Origin of the sequence: Mycobacterium sp., assembly GCF_032159765.1 — a bacterium.
GTDB lineage: Bacteria > Actinomycetota > Actinomycetes > Mycobacteriales > Mycobacteriaceae > Mycobacterium.
Map to the genome: position 1 here is coordinate 27,605 of NZ_JAVHWM010000186.1, position 16,561 is coordinate 44,165.

General features: G+C 66.5%; 15 protein-coding genes. 8 read left to right on the forward strand and 7 right to left on the reverse strand.

Annotated elements, in window-relative coordinates; genetic code table 11:
* The first annotated feature begins 16 nt into the window (after positions 1-16).
* From QOH60_RS24285 to QOH60_RS24300, 4 genes are all read left to right on the forward strand, one after another.
* Complete coding sequence (locus QOH60_RS24285; protein WP_526424434.1) at positions 17-562, forward strand: hemophore; 546 nt, start codon at positions 17-19, stop codon at positions 560-562.
* 173 nt (positions 563-735) lie between these two features.
* Positions 736-1,083 (forward strand): hemophore-related protein, encoded by a 348-nt coding sequence (locus QOH60_RS24290; RefSeq protein ID WP_526424435.1) that lies wholly within the window; start codon positions 736-738, stop codon positions 1,081-1,083.
* Between the two features lie 85 nt (positions 1,084-1,168).
* Entirely contained in the window at positions 1,169-1,837 is a 669-nt protein-coding gene (locus QOH60_RS24295) for a response regulator transcription factor (protein ID WP_526424449.1), read from the forward strand.
* Positions 1,834-3,246 (forward strand): HAMP domain-containing sensor histidine kinase, encoded by a 1,413-nt coding sequence (locus QOH60_RS24300; protein ID WP_526424436.1) that lies wholly within the window; start codon positions 1,834-1,836, stop codon positions 3,244-3,246. Before QOH60_RS24295 ends, QOH60_RS24300 begins: the two co-directional genes overlap by 4 nt.
* Here QOH60_RS24300 and QOH60_RS24305 read toward each other — a convergent pair.
* Genes QOH60_RS24305 through QOH60_RS24315 form a run of 3 tightly spaced genes read right to left on the reverse strand, consistent with a single transcriptional unit; the run spans position 3,143 to position 5,869 of the window.
* Entirely contained in the window at positions 3,143-3,517 is a 375-nt protein-coding gene (locus QOH60_RS24305) for a DUF3054 family protein (RefSeq protein ID WP_526424450.1), read from the reverse strand. The two genes, QOH60_RS24300 and QOH60_RS24305, sit on opposite strands and share 104 nt — an antisense overlap.
* A 2-nt stretch (positions 3,518-3,519) precedes the next feature.
* Positions 3,520-4,752 carry a M23 family metallopeptidase gene (locus QOH60_RS24310; RefSeq protein WP_526424437.1) on the reverse strand — a complete coding sequence of 411 codons (1,233 nt, stop codon included), beginning with the start codon at positions 4,750-4,752 and terminating at the stop codon, positions 3,520-3,522.
* A gap of 19 nt (positions 4,753-4,771) precedes the next feature.
* On the reverse strand, positions 4,772-5,869 hold the full coding sequence (locus tag QOH60_RS24315; protein WP_526424438.1) for a lysylphosphatidylglycerol synthase transmembrane domain-containing protein: 1,098 nt from the start codon (positions 5,867-5,869) through the stop codon (positions 4,772-4,774).
* A gap of 124 nt (positions 5,870-5,993) precedes the next feature.
* Here QOH60_RS24315 and QOH60_RS24320 point away from each other — a divergent pair, with 124 nt between their 5' ends.
* On the forward strand, positions 5,994-7,130 hold the full coding sequence (locus QOH60_RS24320; protein WP_526424439.1) for an AI-2E family transporter: 1,137 nt from the start codon (positions 5,994-5,996) through the stop codon (positions 7,128-7,130).
* An 8-nt stretch (positions 7,131-7,138) separates the two neighbouring features.
* Here QOH60_RS24320 and mmpL3 read toward each other — a convergent pair whose 3' ends face one another.
* The 4 genes from mmpL3 to QOH60_RS24340 form a co-directional block, all read right to left on the reverse strand.
* Positions 7,139-10,072 (reverse strand): trehalose monomycolate exporter MmpL3, encoded by a 2,934-nt coding sequence (gene mmpL3, locus QOH60_RS24325; protein ID WP_526424440.1) that lies wholly within the window; start codon positions 10,070-10,072, stop codon positions 7,139-7,141.
* A gap of 50 nt (positions 10,073-10,122) precedes the next feature.
* Positions 10,123-10,836, reverse strand: coding sequence for an NYN domain-containing protein (locus QOH60_RS24330; RefSeq protein ID WP_526424441.1), 714 nt, complete (start codon positions 10,834-10,836; stop codon positions 10,123-10,125).
* Positions 10,797-11,540 carry a tRNA (guanosine(46)-N7)-methyltransferase TrmB gene (gene trmB / locus QOH60_RS24335; protein WP_526424442.1) on the reverse strand — a complete coding sequence of 248 codons (744 nt, stop codon included), beginning with the start codon at positions 11,538-11,540 and terminating at the stop codon, positions 10,797-10,799. Before trmB ends, QOH60_RS24330 begins: the two co-directional genes overlap by 40 nt.
* A gap of 98 nt (positions 11,541-11,638) precedes the next feature.
* Positions 11,639-11,818: a hypothetical protein gene (locus tag QOH60_RS24340; protein ID WP_526424443.1), complete on the reverse strand. Its 180-nt coding sequence runs from the start codon at positions 11,816-11,818 to the stop codon at positions 11,639-11,641.
* Positions 11,819-11,939: 121 nt separating this feature from the next.
* Between QOH60_RS24340 and QOH60_RS24345 the strand changes: the two genes are divergently transcribed.
* From QOH60_RS24345 to QOH60_RS24355, 3 genes are all read left to right on the forward strand, one after another.
* Complete coding sequence (locus QOH60_RS24345; RefSeq protein ID WP_526424444.1) at positions 11,940-12,974, forward strand: hypothetical protein; 1,035 nt, start codon at positions 11,940-11,942, stop codon at positions 12,972-12,974.
* On the forward strand, positions 12,971-14,548 hold the full coding sequence (locus QOH60_RS24350) for a hypothetical protein (RefSeq protein WP_526424445.1): 1,578 nt from the start codon (positions 12,971-12,973) through the stop codon (positions 14,546-14,548). Before QOH60_RS24345 ends, QOH60_RS24350 begins: the two co-directional genes overlap by 4 nt.
* 149 nt (positions 14,549-14,697) lie before the next feature.
* Entirely contained in the window at positions 14,698-16,524 is a 1,827-nt protein-coding gene (locus QOH60_RS24355; protein WP_526424446.1) for a phosphoenolpyruvate carboxykinase (GTP), read from the forward strand.
* Positions 16,525-16,561 lie beyond the last annotated feature (37 nt).

A 16,561-nucleotide genomic window follows, 5' to 3' on the forward strand; every position in this document is an offset into this window, starting at 1 on the left:
CATGAGGAGTTATCCGATGAACATGGCTACGCCAGTGCTGCGTCGCGTGCTTTACGGTGTCTTCGCCAGCTGCCTGGCCGGCGGAGCGGCGGCGGTGGTCGTGGTCATCCCGTCTGCCACCGCGGCGAGCGACCCGTGTGCTGCGAGCGAGGTTGCGCGGACCATCGGTTCGGTCGCGAGCAGCACCGCCAGTTATCTGGACGCCCACCCGGACACCAATAACGCGCTGACCGCCGCGTCACAGCAGCAGGGCCCGCGGGCTCTGGGCATGGTGAAGAACTACTTCGACGCCAACCCGCAAGCGGGCAAGGACCTGCAGACGTTGCAGCGGCCGCTGACGGACCTCACCGGAAAGTGCAAGCTGCCGATCACGCTGCCCCAGGTGCTTCAGATGATGCAGGGCGCACAACAGGCCGGCATGCCCTCGGCGCAGAGCGCGACGGCGCCTCAGGGCAGTGGCCCGCTGCCCGGGCCGGGCGTCCCGATTCTCGCGCCGGCACCGTCGAACCCCACACCGCTTGCGCCGGCCGCGACGGCTCCCACTGCGCCATCCGGGCACTGAACCCCGCATGCCTTTTCCTGCAAGGCAGGGCGGCGTGTCATTTTCCTGCAAGGCAGGGCGGCGTGTCATTTTCCTGCAAGGCAGGAAGTTGACGGCCACTTCTGCTTAGCTTCATCATGTCGCAAACCATCGTTGGTTGCGACGCGTTCGACACGTGACGAAGGAGCCAATACATGTTGCTGTCCGGCCGTACCGCACGCCGTGCGGTCGCAGGCGCGATCGGTGCAGGTGCGATCGCTAGCGCGATGCTGTTCGTTGCCAGCCCCCTGGCGCTCGCCGATCCCCCACCCAACTGCACGGCCGGCGACCTCGCGGGTGTCGCTTCAGGCGTCTCGGCGTCGACGTCTGCCTACCTGTTCACGCACCCAGATGTGAACGCGTTCTTCACCGGCCTCAAGGGCCAGCCGAAGAGCGACATCAAAGACGACGTCCAGAACTACCTCAACGCCAACCCTCAGGTGAAGACCGACTTGACGAACATCCGTCAGCCGCTTGTCGATCTGAAGGAGCGCTGCCGATAATCGCCTTGTGTCGGGCGAGCTAGGAGCACCCGCCGTGGGCGGGGAGGAGCTGCCCGTCCGGGACGGCGTGGGTCCGTTGGTGCTGATGGTCGACGACGACCCCGACGTGCGCACGTCGGTCGCCCGCGGACTGCGGCACTGGGGGTTCGACGTCCGAGTGGCCGCCACCGGCAAGGAGGCCCTGCGGCTGCTGTCCGGCGAATCCCACGATGCGCTGGTGCTCGACGTGCAGATGCCCGAGTTGGACGGTGTCGCCGTGGTGACGGCGCTGCGGGCACTCGGCAACGACATCCCGATCTGTGTGCTGTCGGCCCGCGACTCCGTCAACGACCGCATCGCAGGCCTGGAAGCGGGCGCGGACGACTATCTGACCAAGCCGTTCGACATCGGCGAGCTCGTCGCGCGTCTACACGCGCTGCTGCGCCGGTCGTCGCACTCCGACGAACGCTCCGACGCAATGACCGTGGGCCCGTTGACGATTGACACCGCGCGGCGGTTGGTGTTCGTGGCCGGCGAGCGAGTCGAGTTGACGAAACGCGAGTTCGACCTGCTCGCCGTGCTCGCCGAGAACGCCGGCGTGGTGCTCACCCGGCAACGACTGCTGGAGCTCGTGTGGGGGTACGACTTCGACGTCGACACCAATGTCGCTGATGTGTTCATCAGTTACCTGCGGCGCAAGCTCGAACGCGACGACGTGCCACGGGTGATCCACACGGTGCGCGGGATCGGATACGTGCTGCGGATCGATCCGTGAATCGGCTTTCGCATTTCGTCAGCAGATCGACGTCGCTGCGCACCCGGGTGGCGATCGCAGCGGCGCTGGCGGCCGCGGTGGTGGTCGCCTTGTTCGCGCTTGTCGCCTCGGTCCTGTTGATCAACAACGACGCGGCTCAGCTGGACCGCCGCCTGGACGCGATCATCGACACCAGTATCGACCCGCGTCCCAATGCCACCGAGCCGCGGGCAATCCTGCAGACTGTTCGCTCGAGCACCACGCGAGAAGTGGTGTTCCAGAGAGGGTTTCAGTTGCCGCCGCTGCCTGTCGGCACGACGACGGTGGACATCAACGGGGTCAACTACCGGGTCCGCACGGTCGAGCGGTCGCAGCCGGGCGGCGACGTGCTGGTCTCGATCGGTATCCGTGTCGACAGCATCCTGTTGGACAGCTCGCGAATTCCGCTGTACCTGTTGATCGGTGGCGCGGCCGTGCTTTTTGCCGCCGGGCTCGGCTGGCTGTTCGCCGGGCCCGCCGTGCGGCCGCTGAGGCGGCTGACCGCACACACCAGGCGACTCGGTAAGACCGACACCACCATGCCGGTGGTGCACGGCATTCGCGAGGCCGAAGACCTCTCGGAGGCAATGTCAGGCATGCTCGCGCGGCTGGCGTTCGCGCAGGCATCGACCACGAATTCGTTGCGGGCCGCCCAGGATTTCGCGGCCAATGCGGCCCATGAATTGCGCACCCCGCTGACCGCGATGCGGGCCGACTTGGACACCTTGCGCATCCATAACCTGCCCGACGAAGAACGTCAGGAAGTGGTGGCCGATCTGTCTCGCGCGCAGCGCCGCGTCGAGGCGATCATCACCGCGCTCGGCCAGTTGGCGTCAGGTCAGCTGGCGCAGGACGAAGATCGTGAACCGATCGACGTCGACGACCTGCTGGAGCGGGTGGCTCAGGAGAACATTCGGCAGTCACCGCCGGTGGAGATCGACGTGCACGCCGAGTACGCGGGCACGATCTTCGGGTGGCCGAGCGGATTGCGGCTCGCGGTGGACAACCTCGTCCGCAACGCGATCACCCACGGCGCGGCAACGCGGATCACGCTGACTGCGCGCCGCCACGACGACAAGGTCGCCATCATCGTCGACGACAACGGCCGCGGCCTGCCCGTCGAAGAACATGCCACCGTGCTCGGCCGGTTCGCCCGCGGGAGCACGGCAGTGGCCGGGGGTTCGGGCCTCGGCCTAGCGCTGGTAGCCCAACAGGCTGCGCTGCACGACGGCGAGATCAAGCTCTCCGACGGACCGCTCGGAGGCCTGCGCGCGACATTGACGGTATCTACCGGCGGCCGTGAGCCGACCGACGGGCCAGTGCCGCCGCGCCCGCCCGCCAGCCGAGCAGCAGAGCGCCCGTCACCAATGAGGCGACGACTACGAAAGTAGCGGCGACACTTCCAGAAGTGGCTTTGCGCAACACCATTCCCACCACCACAGTGCATACCCAGACGGCCATCCCGGTGGGTGCGATCGCGAGCGGGCGCCGCCATCCGGCGCTGACGAGCCAGCCGACGCCTGCTCCGACAAGGAACGGCCACGCGGTCTCGGCCACGCCGGCGACGGTGACTCCCTCGGCGTGGCTGCGGCGGCCGACGGCGCAGAACACCACCACGCACAACGCATCGGCGACCGGCGCCGCCCACTGGCGTGTTGCGATCCTCACGCCGGGTAGTTCATCACGTCCAAGACGAGCGGCATCCGGTAGGTCTCGTCCTGTGCGGTGACGCCGTGCTGGAATTCTGCCGGGCCGCCGGTGTCGGTGAGCGTGTCGACGGAGGTCAGCCGTCCGTCGAGCCGGAACTTGTCGAACACGAACGGTAATCCATTGGAGCGCAGGGGATCTGCGGCACTCATCAACTGAAAGTGCAGATGTGGCGCATCGCTGTTGCCGCTGTTGCCGAGTGCGCCCAGTGTTTGGCCGGTCGTCAGCTTGTCGCCGATCTTCGGTTTGACGGTGCCGGTCTTCAGGTGGGCGTACATCGCGTAGTTGCCACCACCGATGTCCTGGATCACGCGATTGCCGGCATACTGATCTAGCTGCAGCCCTTGCGGATTCGCACCGGGCACCTGTTCGGGCAGTCCGTCCACCACGGCCACCACGGGTCCGTCGGCAACCGCGACCACATCCGCGCCGTAGTACGGGTAGCTGGCAAGGTCAGTCCGCTCGCCGGTGAACATCCGGGCGTCAGCGGTGAGCTGGACGTAGTCGATGGCATACCTTTCGGCGAACCAGAATGCTCCGTTGACTGGATTGGCAGCCATGCGATGGCCGGTCATCCCGCAGCACCCGTCACCCGCCACCCAGTCGTCTCCGTGCAGCGGAGGTGAAATCGTCACCGGCTTGCGGTTGTCGACTTTCACCGGCGCGATCGTCTCCGTCATCGCGGCGTCGATAATCGGGGGTTGCGGTTGCGGCACCGAGATCCCGACGACGTGCCTGAGGTCAGTCGGTACACCCGCGGCGTCGTCGACCGTCACGTCCAGCCATACCAGTGCGGTTTGCGCCGGGCCGATCGCGGTGGTGGGTGCGGGGTTGCCCACAAGCCTTGTCCTGCTTGCCAATCCGGGGCCGGTGAGAGTCAGTAGCGGCTTATCGCCGGCAATCGCCCCCAGCGACATCAGGGTCACTTCCTGCGCCAGTGTGTTGGTGAGGATCAATTCATAGGCGAGGTGCGTCTTGCCGTCGGTGGCGGCGACGGGTGTCGGGGCGGCGACGACGGAGCCCGTGACGGGAGTGAGCGCAGTCGGGCCCGCCGGCTGATCGGCCGCCGGCGCTGGCGTCTCGGTGATGGTGATCGTCTCTCGTGCCGAGGATGGCGACCGGGTTTCCGTGCCGCACGAGGCAACTGCGAGAACCACGCTCACCGCGAGTGCGGAAAAGCGATGGTGCATGCGGAATCTCCGTTCCTCGTCATTGGTCGTCGTGGTTGGTGCTATCCGTCACGTTGTCGGCGTCGTCGAACGGCGCGGGGTCGGTGTCGTGGTCTGTGCGGAAGAGGAAGAGGAAGATCACCCAGCCGATGGCCGCGATGAAGAGCCAGCTGACCAAGCGGTAGATCAGCATCGCCGAGATCGCGTCCGACAGAGCCATGCCGCTGGTGACCAAGCCGGGCACCAGGACCGCCTCGACGACGAGGAGTCCGCCAGGCATCAGCGGGATCGATCCGACAGCGCGGGCCGCGGCGTAGGCGACCGTCAAACCGGCCAGTGACGGGTGACCGCCTGCCGCGTAGGCGGCGAACAGCAAGCACGCCACGTCGGCGACCCAGTTGAACATGGACCAGCCGAACGCCACGCTCAGTACGCGCCGGCTCGGGCTGACCGACTCCAGCTGGTCGAGCGTTCTTCTCCATTTCTCTAGCCCGGTGTCAAAGGGCTTGCCGCGCAGCGAGTTCACCCACGACAGCACCTTCACCCCGATCCCGTCGATGAGCTCGGGCCGGCTGGCCACCGCCTGGGCGAGCAGCAGCAGTGCCACGAAACCGCCGATTGTGAAGATCAGCGAGAACGGATTGTTCCTGGCGCCCAACAGAAACGCGGCGCCTAAGCCCAGCAGCGCCAGACCGACGATCTGCAAGACCCCCGACATCACGAGCTGCCAGGACGCGACGACCGGCGATGCGCCCCACAGCCGCTGCTGACGATAGGTGAAGGTCGCTGACAGCACGGGGCCGCCCGGCAGGGTGGTGCTGAGCGCGTTGCCCGCGTAGAACGTGGTCTCTGACCGCCACTGCGTGACGGTGACGCCGGCCGACCGCAGCAGTGTGCGCTGGATGTGCGCGAAGCTGTGAATCGAGGCCATCGCCGCACCGATCGCAGCGAGCACCCAGTACCACTTCGCGGTGTAGAGGCTGCGCCACGCCTGCGCCAGTTGGTGCCATGCCAGCACGATCTCGACGAGCAGCACCGTCGCCGCGACTGCGAGGATCACCCATCGCAGCCACCAGAACTTTCCGGGCGACTGGCCGGCTCCGCGCAAGGCGTCACTCACCGGCACGTCCTGCGACACGTGCTACAGGTTAACCAGCCGCGCCGCGCGGCTCGCGGCGGCGGCGCGTCGCACCGAAATGTGACCCACGACGCAGAGCTGTTTGGCCCATCTAGCACGGGGCGCTCCCGTTACGCTACGGGGCATGCCAGCACCCGAAGACGCCGCAGTCCCGCCGTTGGTGCGCAAAACGGCGGCCTGGTCGTGGCGGCTGATCCTGATCGGCACCGTGGTCTACGCGTTCTTCTGGGTTTTCAAAGAGCTCGAATTGATCATCGTGCCAGTGGCACTCGCGCTGATGTTCACGGCGCTGTTGGAGCCGGGAGTCGATTGGCTCAACGCGAAGGGCGTGCCACGCGGGCCGGCGGTCGCCCTGCTTCTGCTGCTGGGATTCTCCTTGGTCGGCGGGATTCTCACGTTCGTCGTCAGTCAGTTCATCAAGGGCCTGCCTGATCTCATCGTTCAGGTCAATGCCAGCATCCGCAAGCTGCAAGACCTGTTGACCGGCCGACCGTTTCACCTCAATCAAAAGCAGATCGACAACCTCAGTCAGACGGCGATCGACACCCTGAACAGGAACCAGGACCGGTTGACCTCCGGTGCGCTCTCCACCGCAAGCACGGTGACCGAGTTGCTCACCGGCGCGTTCGTGGTGCTGTTCACGCTGATCTTCTTCCTCTACGGCGGTCGCAACATCTTTGAGTTCTGCACCCGGATCTTCCCGGCCAACGTGCGCGAGAAAGTTCGCGAGGCGGGCACCGCGGGGTTCGGATCGCTGATCGGCTACGTCCGCGCCACGTTCCTCGTCGCGCTTGTCGACGCCGCCGGCATCGGCACGGGCCTGGCGATCATGGGTATACCGCTGTGGCTGCCGCTGGCGTCCCTGGTGTTCCTCGGCGCATTCATCCCGCTCATCGGCGCCGTGCTCACCGGGTTCATCGCCGTCATTGTGGCGTTGATCGCCAAGGGCTGGGTCTATGCGCTGATCACGCTCGGGGTGATCATCGCCGTGCAACAGCTGGAGGCCCACGTGCTTCAGCCCATCCTGATGGGCCGGGCCGTCTCGATCCATCCGCTGGCAGTGGTGCTGGGCATCTCCACGGGGGCTGTGCTGGCCGGAGTCGTCGGTGCGCTGCTGGCGGTACCGACGATCGCGTTCCTCAACAGCGCCGTGCGCGTGCTGTTGGACGAGGACGTCGGAAAGCCAGGCGAAAAGCCCGACTTTGACGAACCGGTGGGGATAACGGCCGAGCCCGACCACATCAGCGCTGCGCCCGATTAGCGGGGAGGCTACAGCCTGCCCTCTCGCCGCAGCAGGTCCTGCGCGCTAAGACCGCCGCCACGGCGCGGTTCGTCCTCGGCTGAGGGCTGCCCCTGGCGAGGCAGCTTCTCGGTGGATTCGGCGTCCGCGGCGGGCGGGGGTGGCGGCTTGGGCTTCGGCTGCCGCTTCGCCGGCCTCGGTTCCTGCCGTTGCACCGGTAGGGCGGTCGTCGGCTCGGCGCTCTCGTCGCGCGGCGGGGGGGTGCCTGCCGGCGGCTGTGGATGGCCGGGAGTGCCTCGAAGCTCGCCCAGCCATGACTCGATCTCGCGGTCGGTCCGGGCAGGCGCAGGCGGCTGATTCCGGTGGGTGGCGGCCGTCGCGTTGTTGATGACGGCCTTGGCCGCATTCTTCGCGGCGATCGACAGCCGTGTGGTCGGCGGCTCGGCTGAGCTGGGCTGCCCGGCCTGGGGCATCCGTGTGGTGCCTGCCACCGACGGCGCAGGGGGAGGCGTGGTGGGCCGCGGCGCAGGGCGGCCAGCGCCGGGCCGCGTTGCACCCTCGACCGCCGGATGCGTGGGATCACGCGGACGCCGTGGCGTCGGGGGCGCCGCCGGGGCGCCGACACCGACGAGAGCGCCCTGGGGCTCACGCACCGCGGGGCGCTTGCGCTCGTCGGGCAGATGGATCTCACCCAGGCCGATGCGGTTCTGAATCCGGCGCATCCAGCGCGGCGCCCACCAGCAGTCGTCGCCGAGCAGCTTCATGATCGCGGGCACCAGGAACATCCGGATGACCGTGGCGTCCAGGATCAGCGCCGTGATCAGGCCGAACGCCAGGTACTTCAGCATCACCAGGTCGGAGAACGCGAACGCGCCTGCCACAACCACCAGAATCAGGGCGGCGGCGGTGATCAGCCGACCCGTTGTCGCGGTACCGATCCGGATGGACTCCGCGGTCGACATGCCGCGTTCGCGGGCTTCGATCATGCGGGACACCAGGAACACTTCGTAGTCGGTCGACAGGCCGTACACCACCGCGATGATCAGCCCGATCATGGGTGCCATCAGCGGCGTCGCGCTGAAATTCAACAGCTTCTCGCCATGGCCCTCCACGAAGATCCACGTCAGCACGCCCATCGTGGAGCCCAGCGTGAGCGCGCTCATCACCGCCGCCTTGATCGGCAGCACCAGCGACCCGAAGGCCAGGAACATCAGGATCGTCGTCGTTGTGATGAGGATGACAACCATCAGTGGCAATTTGTCGAACAGGCTGTGGATGGAATCTTGCTCAAGCGCCGGCGTCCCGCCGACCCAGAGCGTCACCCCCCGGGGCGGCTGGATGGCTCGCAGCTCGTCGATCTTCGTCGACGCGTCGACGCCCTTCGTCAGGACGTTCTCCAGCACGCACGGTTGATCCTCGTGCTTGCACGGACTGTCGCCGTCTTTGTAGGCCTGGTTGGTCTGACTGTCCGGGTCGTCGACGTTGGGTGCAACGCTGCGCTCGACCCACTCAGGCTTCGCGAAGCCGGGAATCTGCGCGGCTTTGATCTTGATGTCGGCCTGCTGATCCGGCGTCGCGTTCTTCAGCACGAGCGTGAGTTTTTCGGTCCGCTTGTCGGGGAACGCGGCGTCGAAGTCCTCTTGTGCTGCGCGCGCCGAATTGGCGGGCGGCAGGTATCTCTCGCTGATGCCGCCGAGCGCCAGATGACCCAGCGGAACGATCAGAACGATCATCAGCAGGATGATCGGGGCGGCGAAGAGGATCGGCCGCTTCATCACGTGATTGACGAGCTTGCCCCAGAAGCCGTTCTCGACTTCTTCGCGCGTCTTCGTCTTCTGGGTCTTGTCCGCGAGGAAGTTCAGCCACCAATTCATCGGCTTCCAATTGCGGAAGAACGGCACCCGCAACAAGGTTCGGACACCGAGCGCGTCGACGCGACGTCCGAGAAGCGCCAGGATGGCGGGCAACACCGTGATCGACAAGATCGCCGACAGCATCACGGACGCCATCACCGCGTATGTGATGGATTTGAGGAACCCCTGCGGGAAAAGCAGCAGGCCAGCTGATGCTGCCACGATGATCACGGCAGAGAAGACGATTGTTCGGCCCGACGTCATCACGGTTCTTCGGATGGCGGCCTCGGTGTCGTAGCCCTCCGCGATCTCCTCCCGGAAGCGGCTCACGATGAAAAGGCCGTAGTCGATCGCAATACCGAGGCCGATCAGCGTCACCACCGGCTGGGCAAAGAAGTGCACGGGCCCGAACATCGCGATAAACCGCAGGATGCCAAGCGCGCCGAGGATCGCCAGGCCGCCGACGAGGACGGGCAGGGTAGCGGCGATCACGCCGCCGAACACGAAGAACAGCACCACCGCGACGAGCGGCAGGGCAAGGACCTCGGCCCGCTGCTGGTCTTTGCCGATCGTGCCGGTCAGTTCGTCGGCAAGCGGGTTGAGGCCTGCGAGCTGGATCTTGCCGTCATCGACCTTCTGCAGGTCGGGTTTGACCTTTTGGTAGTTCTTCAGGATGGAGTCGTCGTTATCGCCCTTGAGGGTGATGTAGACGAAGGCCTGCTTGTGGTCAGAGGTCGCGAACTGCTGCTGGAATGCCGCATCGTTGGGCTGCCGGAAGTAGCCGTACCACTTCGAGATCTCGTCTTTGTGATCGGCGGCGACCTTGTCGAGCTCGTCGGCAATGGTTTTCGCCCATCGCGGGTCGTCGACACGCTTGCCGTCCGGCGCGGTCAGCAGGCCCACGATATGGCTGGTTCTGTCCCGGCCGTAGACATCGTCGCCGAGCTTCGACGCCGCGACGGACTGGCTGGTGTCGTCGTAGAACCCGCTCTGGGTCAGGTGGCTGCCCAAGTCCATGCTGTAGATGCCGCCGCCGACGCAGAGCGCCACCATCACACCGATCACGATGATCCGGTAGCGGTAAACCATTCGGCCCCACCAGGCGAACACCCTAGGCTCCTATGCTTCTCTCGGTCTGTGGCGCACTCTGCCTCGTCCGTCTATACGCGCGCGGTGAGCAGCGACGACAGCGGCCGGAACGGCTGCAGCCATGCTCCCTGCTCCGGCAGCGAATCGAGGCCGACCCGCGGCAAGGGCTCTCGGAATACACCGGGAATGTCTTCCAGGTCGACGAACTCCAAGCTATCCGAGGCTAACGCCCAGCTCGCATGTTCGCGAAATCCAAGAATCTGAACGACGACACCTGCACGGGCGATCTCCTCGAGCGGCAAGCGGAACGCTTGCCCGTCCGCCGAAGCGACCAGCACACCGGCCAGTCCCTGCCGATGCCTTAGCGCGATGTGATTCAACATGTCGGCGTCGACGTCGCTGTCGTCGTCGACCTTCGGTTTGGCAAAGACCGCGAACCCCACGTTGCGCAGCGCTTCCACCCACGGCCGGACCACGTCCGCGCTGCCAGGAGCGATGTTGGTGAACACGGTGGCCTCGGGTTCCAGCGAGACGTCGGTGCCGTCGGCCGCGAGTTCTGCCGTCCGGGACAGCAGCCAGCGCCCGAGCGCATCGAACCGCGGGCGGTACGCGGCGGTGGGCCTGCCGCCGAGGATCGACCCCAGCCCCATGTCGAGGTTCGGGGCGTCCCAGACCAACAGCACGCGGCGGTACGTCACCGGCGCGTCAGTTTCACTGGTTGTGATCGCAATCTCTTCCGCGACGCTCACAACGTTGTCCTCCTCCCCGACATCGTCCTCGTCCATAGCAGCTCCGCGACGGCACTTCCGGCCTGCTGTGCCTTGGACTCGTACTTGGTCACCGGCCGTCGTACCGAGATCGGCACTGACGCGTGAGGGTCTACCCGTTTCAGCGCGGGTTCACCGTCCCCGACCTGAGCAATGTGTTCGGCGTAGTCCGGGTGGTCCGTGGCGACATGCAGCACGCCGCCGGGAATCAGCCGGTCGGCGATCAACGCGACGGTCGTGGGTTGGATGAACCTGCGCTTGTGGTGTCGTGCCTTGGGCCAGGGATCGGGGAAGAACACCCGGACACCGGTCAGCGACTGGGCGCCGAAACCGTGCTCGAGCACGTCGAGCCCGTCGGCGCGGATCAGCCGGATGTTGTCGATGCCTTCACGGTCGATCGCCCCAAGCAGCTGGGCTAGTCCGCGCCGGTAGACCTCGACGGCCACCACATCGACGTCGGGTTCGCGGATGGCCATCTCAGCAGTGGAAATCCCTGTGCCACAACCGATTTCGAGAACAACAGGCGCCGAACGGCCAAACCACGCCCGCGCGTCGACGGCGTCCGTCCCGACGTCGCTGCCCAGGTCGGGCCACAAACGTGCCCAGGTTCGTTGCTGTGAGTCGGTGAGGGTTGATCGGCGGGACCGGAAGCTCGTCACCCTGCGGTGCATCAACTGCGGCGGCTGCCCGGCAGGGGACAGCCCGTTACCGCGCGTCTGCATCCGTCAATGGTGGCCTATGAACCCCGGTGGTCTCTTCATGTGGTGCAGATTGATATCCAACAGTTGCCTTACCTGCCCTTGGAAGCGGCATACCGGCGCTACTCAGTCGGCAGGATGACGGGTAGCGGTGTGATGTCGGGCTCCATCACCGGATGCACCTGAAAGTTGCACGAGTAGTCGATCCCGATCGGCAGCCCGAAGGGTGTTGTGGTCTCGGGCGGCCAGACCTGGACTCCCGGATACGACGGGCACGGCGCCCCGGAACTGTCGGCGATCATCCACTCCACTTCATCGCTCGATCATGATGGGTCGGCGCCTGGTGCGTCGGGAATTTGCGTCGCGGCGTGCCGTCGTCAGTGTCTTTACTTGTAAGTGACTGCGAGTCTTTGGGCGGGGGACATGACACACGGCAGGGGGCACGCGATCTTCGTCGGCCGGGTCGCACGATTCGCCGACGAGATGGCACACCGGGGCGTCGACGCCGCAGTGCAAGGCGCGGGACGCCCGCTGACAGTGGCCGTCCACGGCCGTCGCGGCGTCGGCCGGGTCGCGGTGGCTCGTGCGCTTGCCTCCGCCGGCGTCGTGGTGGGCGAAGAGGGCGACGCGGATGTGCATGTCGTGGCGGAGGTCGTCAAACCCGAGGATCGTGTCGCGATCGCCGCGTCAGCGTCGGCGCGGCCCACGCTGGTGGTGTTGAACAAGGTTGATCTATTGGGTCTTCGTGCCGGCCTGCGCGGCGGCGGCCCAGTGGTGAGCGCCCGGCCGCGCTGCGCCCGCTACCAAGCCTTGACGGGGATGCCGACGGTGCCAATGGCCGCCCACCTGGCAGTCGCGCGCGTTGACGAGCCCGTGGTGGCGGCATTGCGCACTCTGGCCGCTGTGCCGGTCGAGCTGGGCACCATCGACGCCTTCGCCTCGACCGCGCATCGCCTGGCCGAAGAGACGCGGGCTCGGCTGCTCAATGAGCTGGACCTCTCGGGGATCACGATCGGACTGCTGGCCCTGCGGGCATCGCCAGGCGCGGATGCCGCCCGTGTGCAGCGGCTGCTGCGGCGCCACAGCGGCGTGGACGGCGCGCTGGCTGCCCTGGGGCCCATGTTCGCCGAGGCCGGCTATCGCCGCGTGCGTGCCACCGTGGATGCGCTGCGCGCTGCTGCGGCGACGGACCGTGAGGGGATCGCGCCGCGGATCGAGGCCTTCCTGCGCGGCGACGACACGGTGCTCGCCCGCATGGCAGCGGCGGTCGACGTGGTGGAAGCTGCAGGCATGACCGTTGATCCCCGCGACGATGCCGCGTCACACCTGTGCCGCGCTTCGGTGTGGCAGAGCTACCGCAGCGGGCCGGTGAACGATCTGCACCGGGCGTGTGGAGACGACATCGTCCGAGGGTCGATGCGGCTGCTGGCGTTCGCAAGTGGTCTCGGTGGCAGATGAGCAGCGATGAGCCGCTTGCGCGAAGAGCAGAAAGCAGCGATGAGCCGCTTGCGCGAAGAGCAGAAAGCAGCGATGAGCCGCTTGCGCGAAGAGCAGAAAGCAGCGATGAGCCGCTTGCGCGAAGAGCAGAAAGCAGCGATGACGACCCGGGCGCCGTCGACGCGCTGGTGACGGCGCTGCAGCCTGACCTCTCGGCGAGCCCCGGAGTGCAGACTCGTGAGGTCGTTTTGGTGACCGGTCCCTGGCTGGCCGGCGCGACGAGCCTGCTCCAGGCGGTGCAAAAGCGGCTGCCCGACGTGACTTTCGTCGAGGCGAGCCAGCTGGAGGAGGGTGAGGCGCCTGCGGCGGTGGTGTTCGTCACATCCGCGGTCGCGCCCGTCACGGCGTCGGACATCCTGCTGCTTGACTCCGCGGCGGCCAGCACGGACCTGGTGATCGGCGTCGTCACCAAAATCGACATCCATCGCGATTGGCGTGATGTGCTCGCCGCCGACCGCGCAGCGGTTGCCGCCCACAATCCCCGGTACGCCGAGATGGTGTGGGCGGGTGTCGCCGGGGCGCCTGAATCCGGCGAGCCGATCGTGGACGAATTGGCAGACGCGCTGCAGAAACAGTGGGCCGGAGATGACCTGTCGCGGCGAAACCGCCTGCGCGCGTGGCAAACTCGACTCCGGCGCACGCTGCGCAAGCACGAGGACGCGGCGACCGGCCTCGGGCGGGAAGCCCGGATCGCGTCGCTGCGCCAACAGCGAAGCGATGCTCTGCGGGAGCGCCGCCTGGACAAGTCGGAGCGGACGATCGCACTGCGCAGCCGAATTCAGCAGGCGAAGGTGCAACTCGCGTACTTCGCGCGCAAGCGGTGCGCCTCGGTGCGCAGCGAGCTTGGCGACGACGCGGCGAAAATGAGCCGCCGACGGCTGCCCGAGTTCGAGCTGTACGTCGCCAAGCGCCTTGCGGACGTCGTGCAGGAGATCGATACGGGCGTCGACAAAGAAGTCGGCGACCTGGCAACCGAGTTCGGTCTCACCTGCCCGCAGGGTGAGCAGCTGCCGGACACTCCCGCCGTGGGGCGACCGCCGGTGAATGTCAGCGGCGGTCTTGAGGCCCGGCTGATGTTGGTGCTCGGCGCGGTCTTCGGCCTCGGCATCGCGCTGACGCTGAGCCGAGTGTTCGCCGATGTGGCCCGCGCGTACACCGTCGTCGGGCTGATCGTCGGCGCGGCGATCGGCGTCGGGGTGGCGGTCTGGGTGATTGGCATGCGGCGGGCCCTGCGGGATCGGGCGGTGATCGACAAGTGGGTCGGCGATCTGACCACCGAGCTTCGCGCCGTCGTCGAGCAGCACGTGACCACCCGAATGCTGCACGCGGAGTCTTCGTTGACGGCTGAGCAGGCGAGATTGGACGATGCGGCGGGAAACGAGGTTTCTGACCGCGTTGCCGCGATTGATGCCGAACTGCGCGAGCACGCGGTCGCCGCCGCTCAGGCAACGGCAGTGCGGGATCGCGAGCTTCCCGCTTTGCAGCGCGCGCTCGACGCGGTGCACGCCGAATTGGACCAAACGCGGGGTAACTGAATCGGTCTTGTGAGTAATTACGCTCCCGCCCGGTTACCCAATCGCGCTGGTGGGACGTTAACCTCTAGTTCAGGGGACGACCGCCGCCGCCCGTGATTGGGTTGTGCGGCCTGCGACCTGACGTAATCACGTGACGTAGGAGACATGGCATGACCGCAGCGACTATTCCCGGTCTCGAGAACGCACCGACGAATCACGAGGGGCTGCTGGCCTGGGTAAGGGAAGTCGCAGAGCTCACCGAGCCGGACCGCGTGGAGTTCACCGACGGCTCCGACGAGGAGTGCGCGCGGCTGACGCAGGAACTTCTCGACGGCGGGACCTTCATCAAGCTCAACGAGGAGCGCAAGCACAACTCCTACGCGGCGAACTCTGATCCGTCCGACGTCGCGCGGGTTGAGTCGCGGACATACATCTGCAGCGAGCGCGAGATCGACGCGGGCCCGACCAACAACTGGATGGACCCCGCCGAGATGCGGTCGACGATGACGGACCTCTACCGCGGCTGTATGCGTGGTCGCACGATGTACGTGGTGCCGTTCTGCATGGGCCCGCTGGGCGCGGAGGACCCGAAGCTCGGCGTCGAGATCACCGACTCCGCGTACGTCGTCGTGTCGATGCGCACGATGACCCGGATGGGTAAGGCGGCGCTGGACAAGATGGGCGACGACGGGTTCTTCGTCAAGTGCCTGCACTCGGTCGGCGCGCCGCTGGAGCCCGGTCAGAAGGACGTCGCGTGGCCGTGCAACGACACGAAGTACATCACTCACTTCCCCGAGACCCGGGAGATCTGGAGCTACGGCTCCGGCTACGGCGGCAACGCGCTGCTCGGCAAGAAGTGCTACTCGCTGCGCATCGCGTCGGCGATGGCCCACGACGAGGGCTGGCTCGCCGAGCACATGCTGATCCTCAAGCTGATCTCGCCTGAGAACAAGGCGTACTACATCGCGGCGGCGTTCCCGTCGGCGTGCGGCAAGACCAACCTCGCGATGATCCAGCCGACGGTTCCGGGCTGGCGTGCCGAGACCGTCGGCGACGACATCGCGTGGATGCGGTTCGGCAAGGACGGCAGGCTGTACGCCGTCAACCCGGAGTTCGGGTTCTTCGGTGTCGCTCCCGGCACCAACTGGAAGTCCAACCCGAACGCGATGAAGACCATCGACGCCGGCAACACGGTGTTCACCAACGTCGCGCTGACCGACGACGGTGACGTGTGGTGGGAGGGCCTGGAAGGCGACCCGCAGCACCTCATCGATTGGAAGGGCAACGACTGGACGCCCGAGTCGGAAAGTAAAGCCGCACATCCCAATTCGCGGTACTGCACACCGATGTCGCAGTGCCCGACACTGGCACCGGAGTGGGACGATCCCCAGGGCGTGCCGATTTCGGCGATCCTGTTCGGCGCGCGCCGCAAGACGACGGTTCCGCTGGTGACGCAGGCCAACGACTGGCAGCACGGGGTATTCATTGGCGCGACAATGGGTTCCGAGCAGACCGCAGCGGCCGAGGGCAAGGTCGGTGCGGTGCGCCGCGACCCGATGGCCATGCTGCCGTTCCTGGGTTACAACGTCGGCGATTACTTCCAGCATTGGATCGACATCGGCAAGAACTCCGACGAGTCCAAGATGCCGAAAATCTTCTTCGTGAACTGGTTCCGCCGTGGCGCCGACGGCCGGTTCCTGTGGCCAGGCTTCGGCGAGAACAGCCGCGTGCTCAAGTGGGCCATCGAGCGGATTGAGGGCACAGCCAACGGCCAGTCCACGCCGATCGGCATTGTCCCCACTGCGCAAGACCTGGATCTCGACGGGCTCGATGTCGACGCCGATGATGTCGACGCCGCGCTGGCTGTCAACGCCGAGGAGTGGCGCGAAGAGCTGCCCCAGATCGAGGAGTGGTTCGAGTTCGTCGGCGAGAAGCTGCCCACCGGCATCAAGGACGAGTTCGACGCCTTCAAGCACCGCCTCGCCGACGCCGAGTAGCCTCCTGCCGCGAGCGCTCACCGCGGGCTGAGCGCCC

Excerpts from the sequence above, each read along its gene's own strand:
- QOH60_RS24330 (WP_526424441.1), bottom strand. The coding sequence starts at position 10,836 with ATGGACGAGGACGATGTCGGGGAGGAGGACAACGTTGTGAGCGTCGCG.
- QOH60_RS24310 (WP_526424437.1), bottom strand. The coding sequence starts at position 4,752 with ATGCACCATCGCTTTTCCGCACTCGCGGTGAGCGTGGTTCTCGCAGTT.
- QOH60_RS24340 (WP_526424443.1), bottom strand. The coding sequence starts at position 11,818 with ATGATCGCCGACAGTTCCGGGGCGCCGTGCCCGTCGTATCCGGGAGTC.
- QOH60_RS24295 (WP_526424449.1), top strand. The coding sequence starts at position 1,169 with ATGGTCGACGACGACCCCGACGTGCGCACGTCGGTCGCCCGCGGACTG.
- QOH60_RS24355 (WP_526424446.1), top strand. The coding sequence starts at position 14,698 with ATGACCGCAGCGACTATTCCCGGTCTCGAGAACGCACCGACGAATCAC.
- QOH60_RS24285 (WP_526424434.1), top strand. The coding sequence starts at position 17 with ATGAACATGGCTACGCCAGTGCTGCGTCGCGTGCTTTACGGTGTCTTC.
- QOH60_RS24290 (WP_526424435.1), top strand. The coding sequence starts at position 736 with ATGTTGCTGTCCGGCCGTACCGCACGCCGTGCGGTCGCAGGCGCGATC.
- trmB (WP_526424442.1), bottom strand. The coding sequence starts at position 11,540 with ATGCAGACGCGCGGTAACGGGCTGTCCCCTGCCGGGCAGCCGCCGCAG.
- QOH60_RS24345 (WP_526424444.1), top strand. The coding sequence starts at position 11,940 with ATGACACACGGCAGGGGGCACGCGATCTTCGTCGGCCGGGTCGCACGA.
- QOH60_RS24320 (WP_526424439.1), top strand. The coding sequence starts at position 5,994 with ATGCCAGCACCCGAAGACGCCGCAGTCCCGCCGTTGGTGCGCAAAACG.
- QOH60_RS24350 (WP_526424445.1), top strand. The coding sequence starts at position 12,971 with ATGAGCAGCGATGAGCCGCTTGCGCGAAGAGCAGAAAGCAGCGATGAG.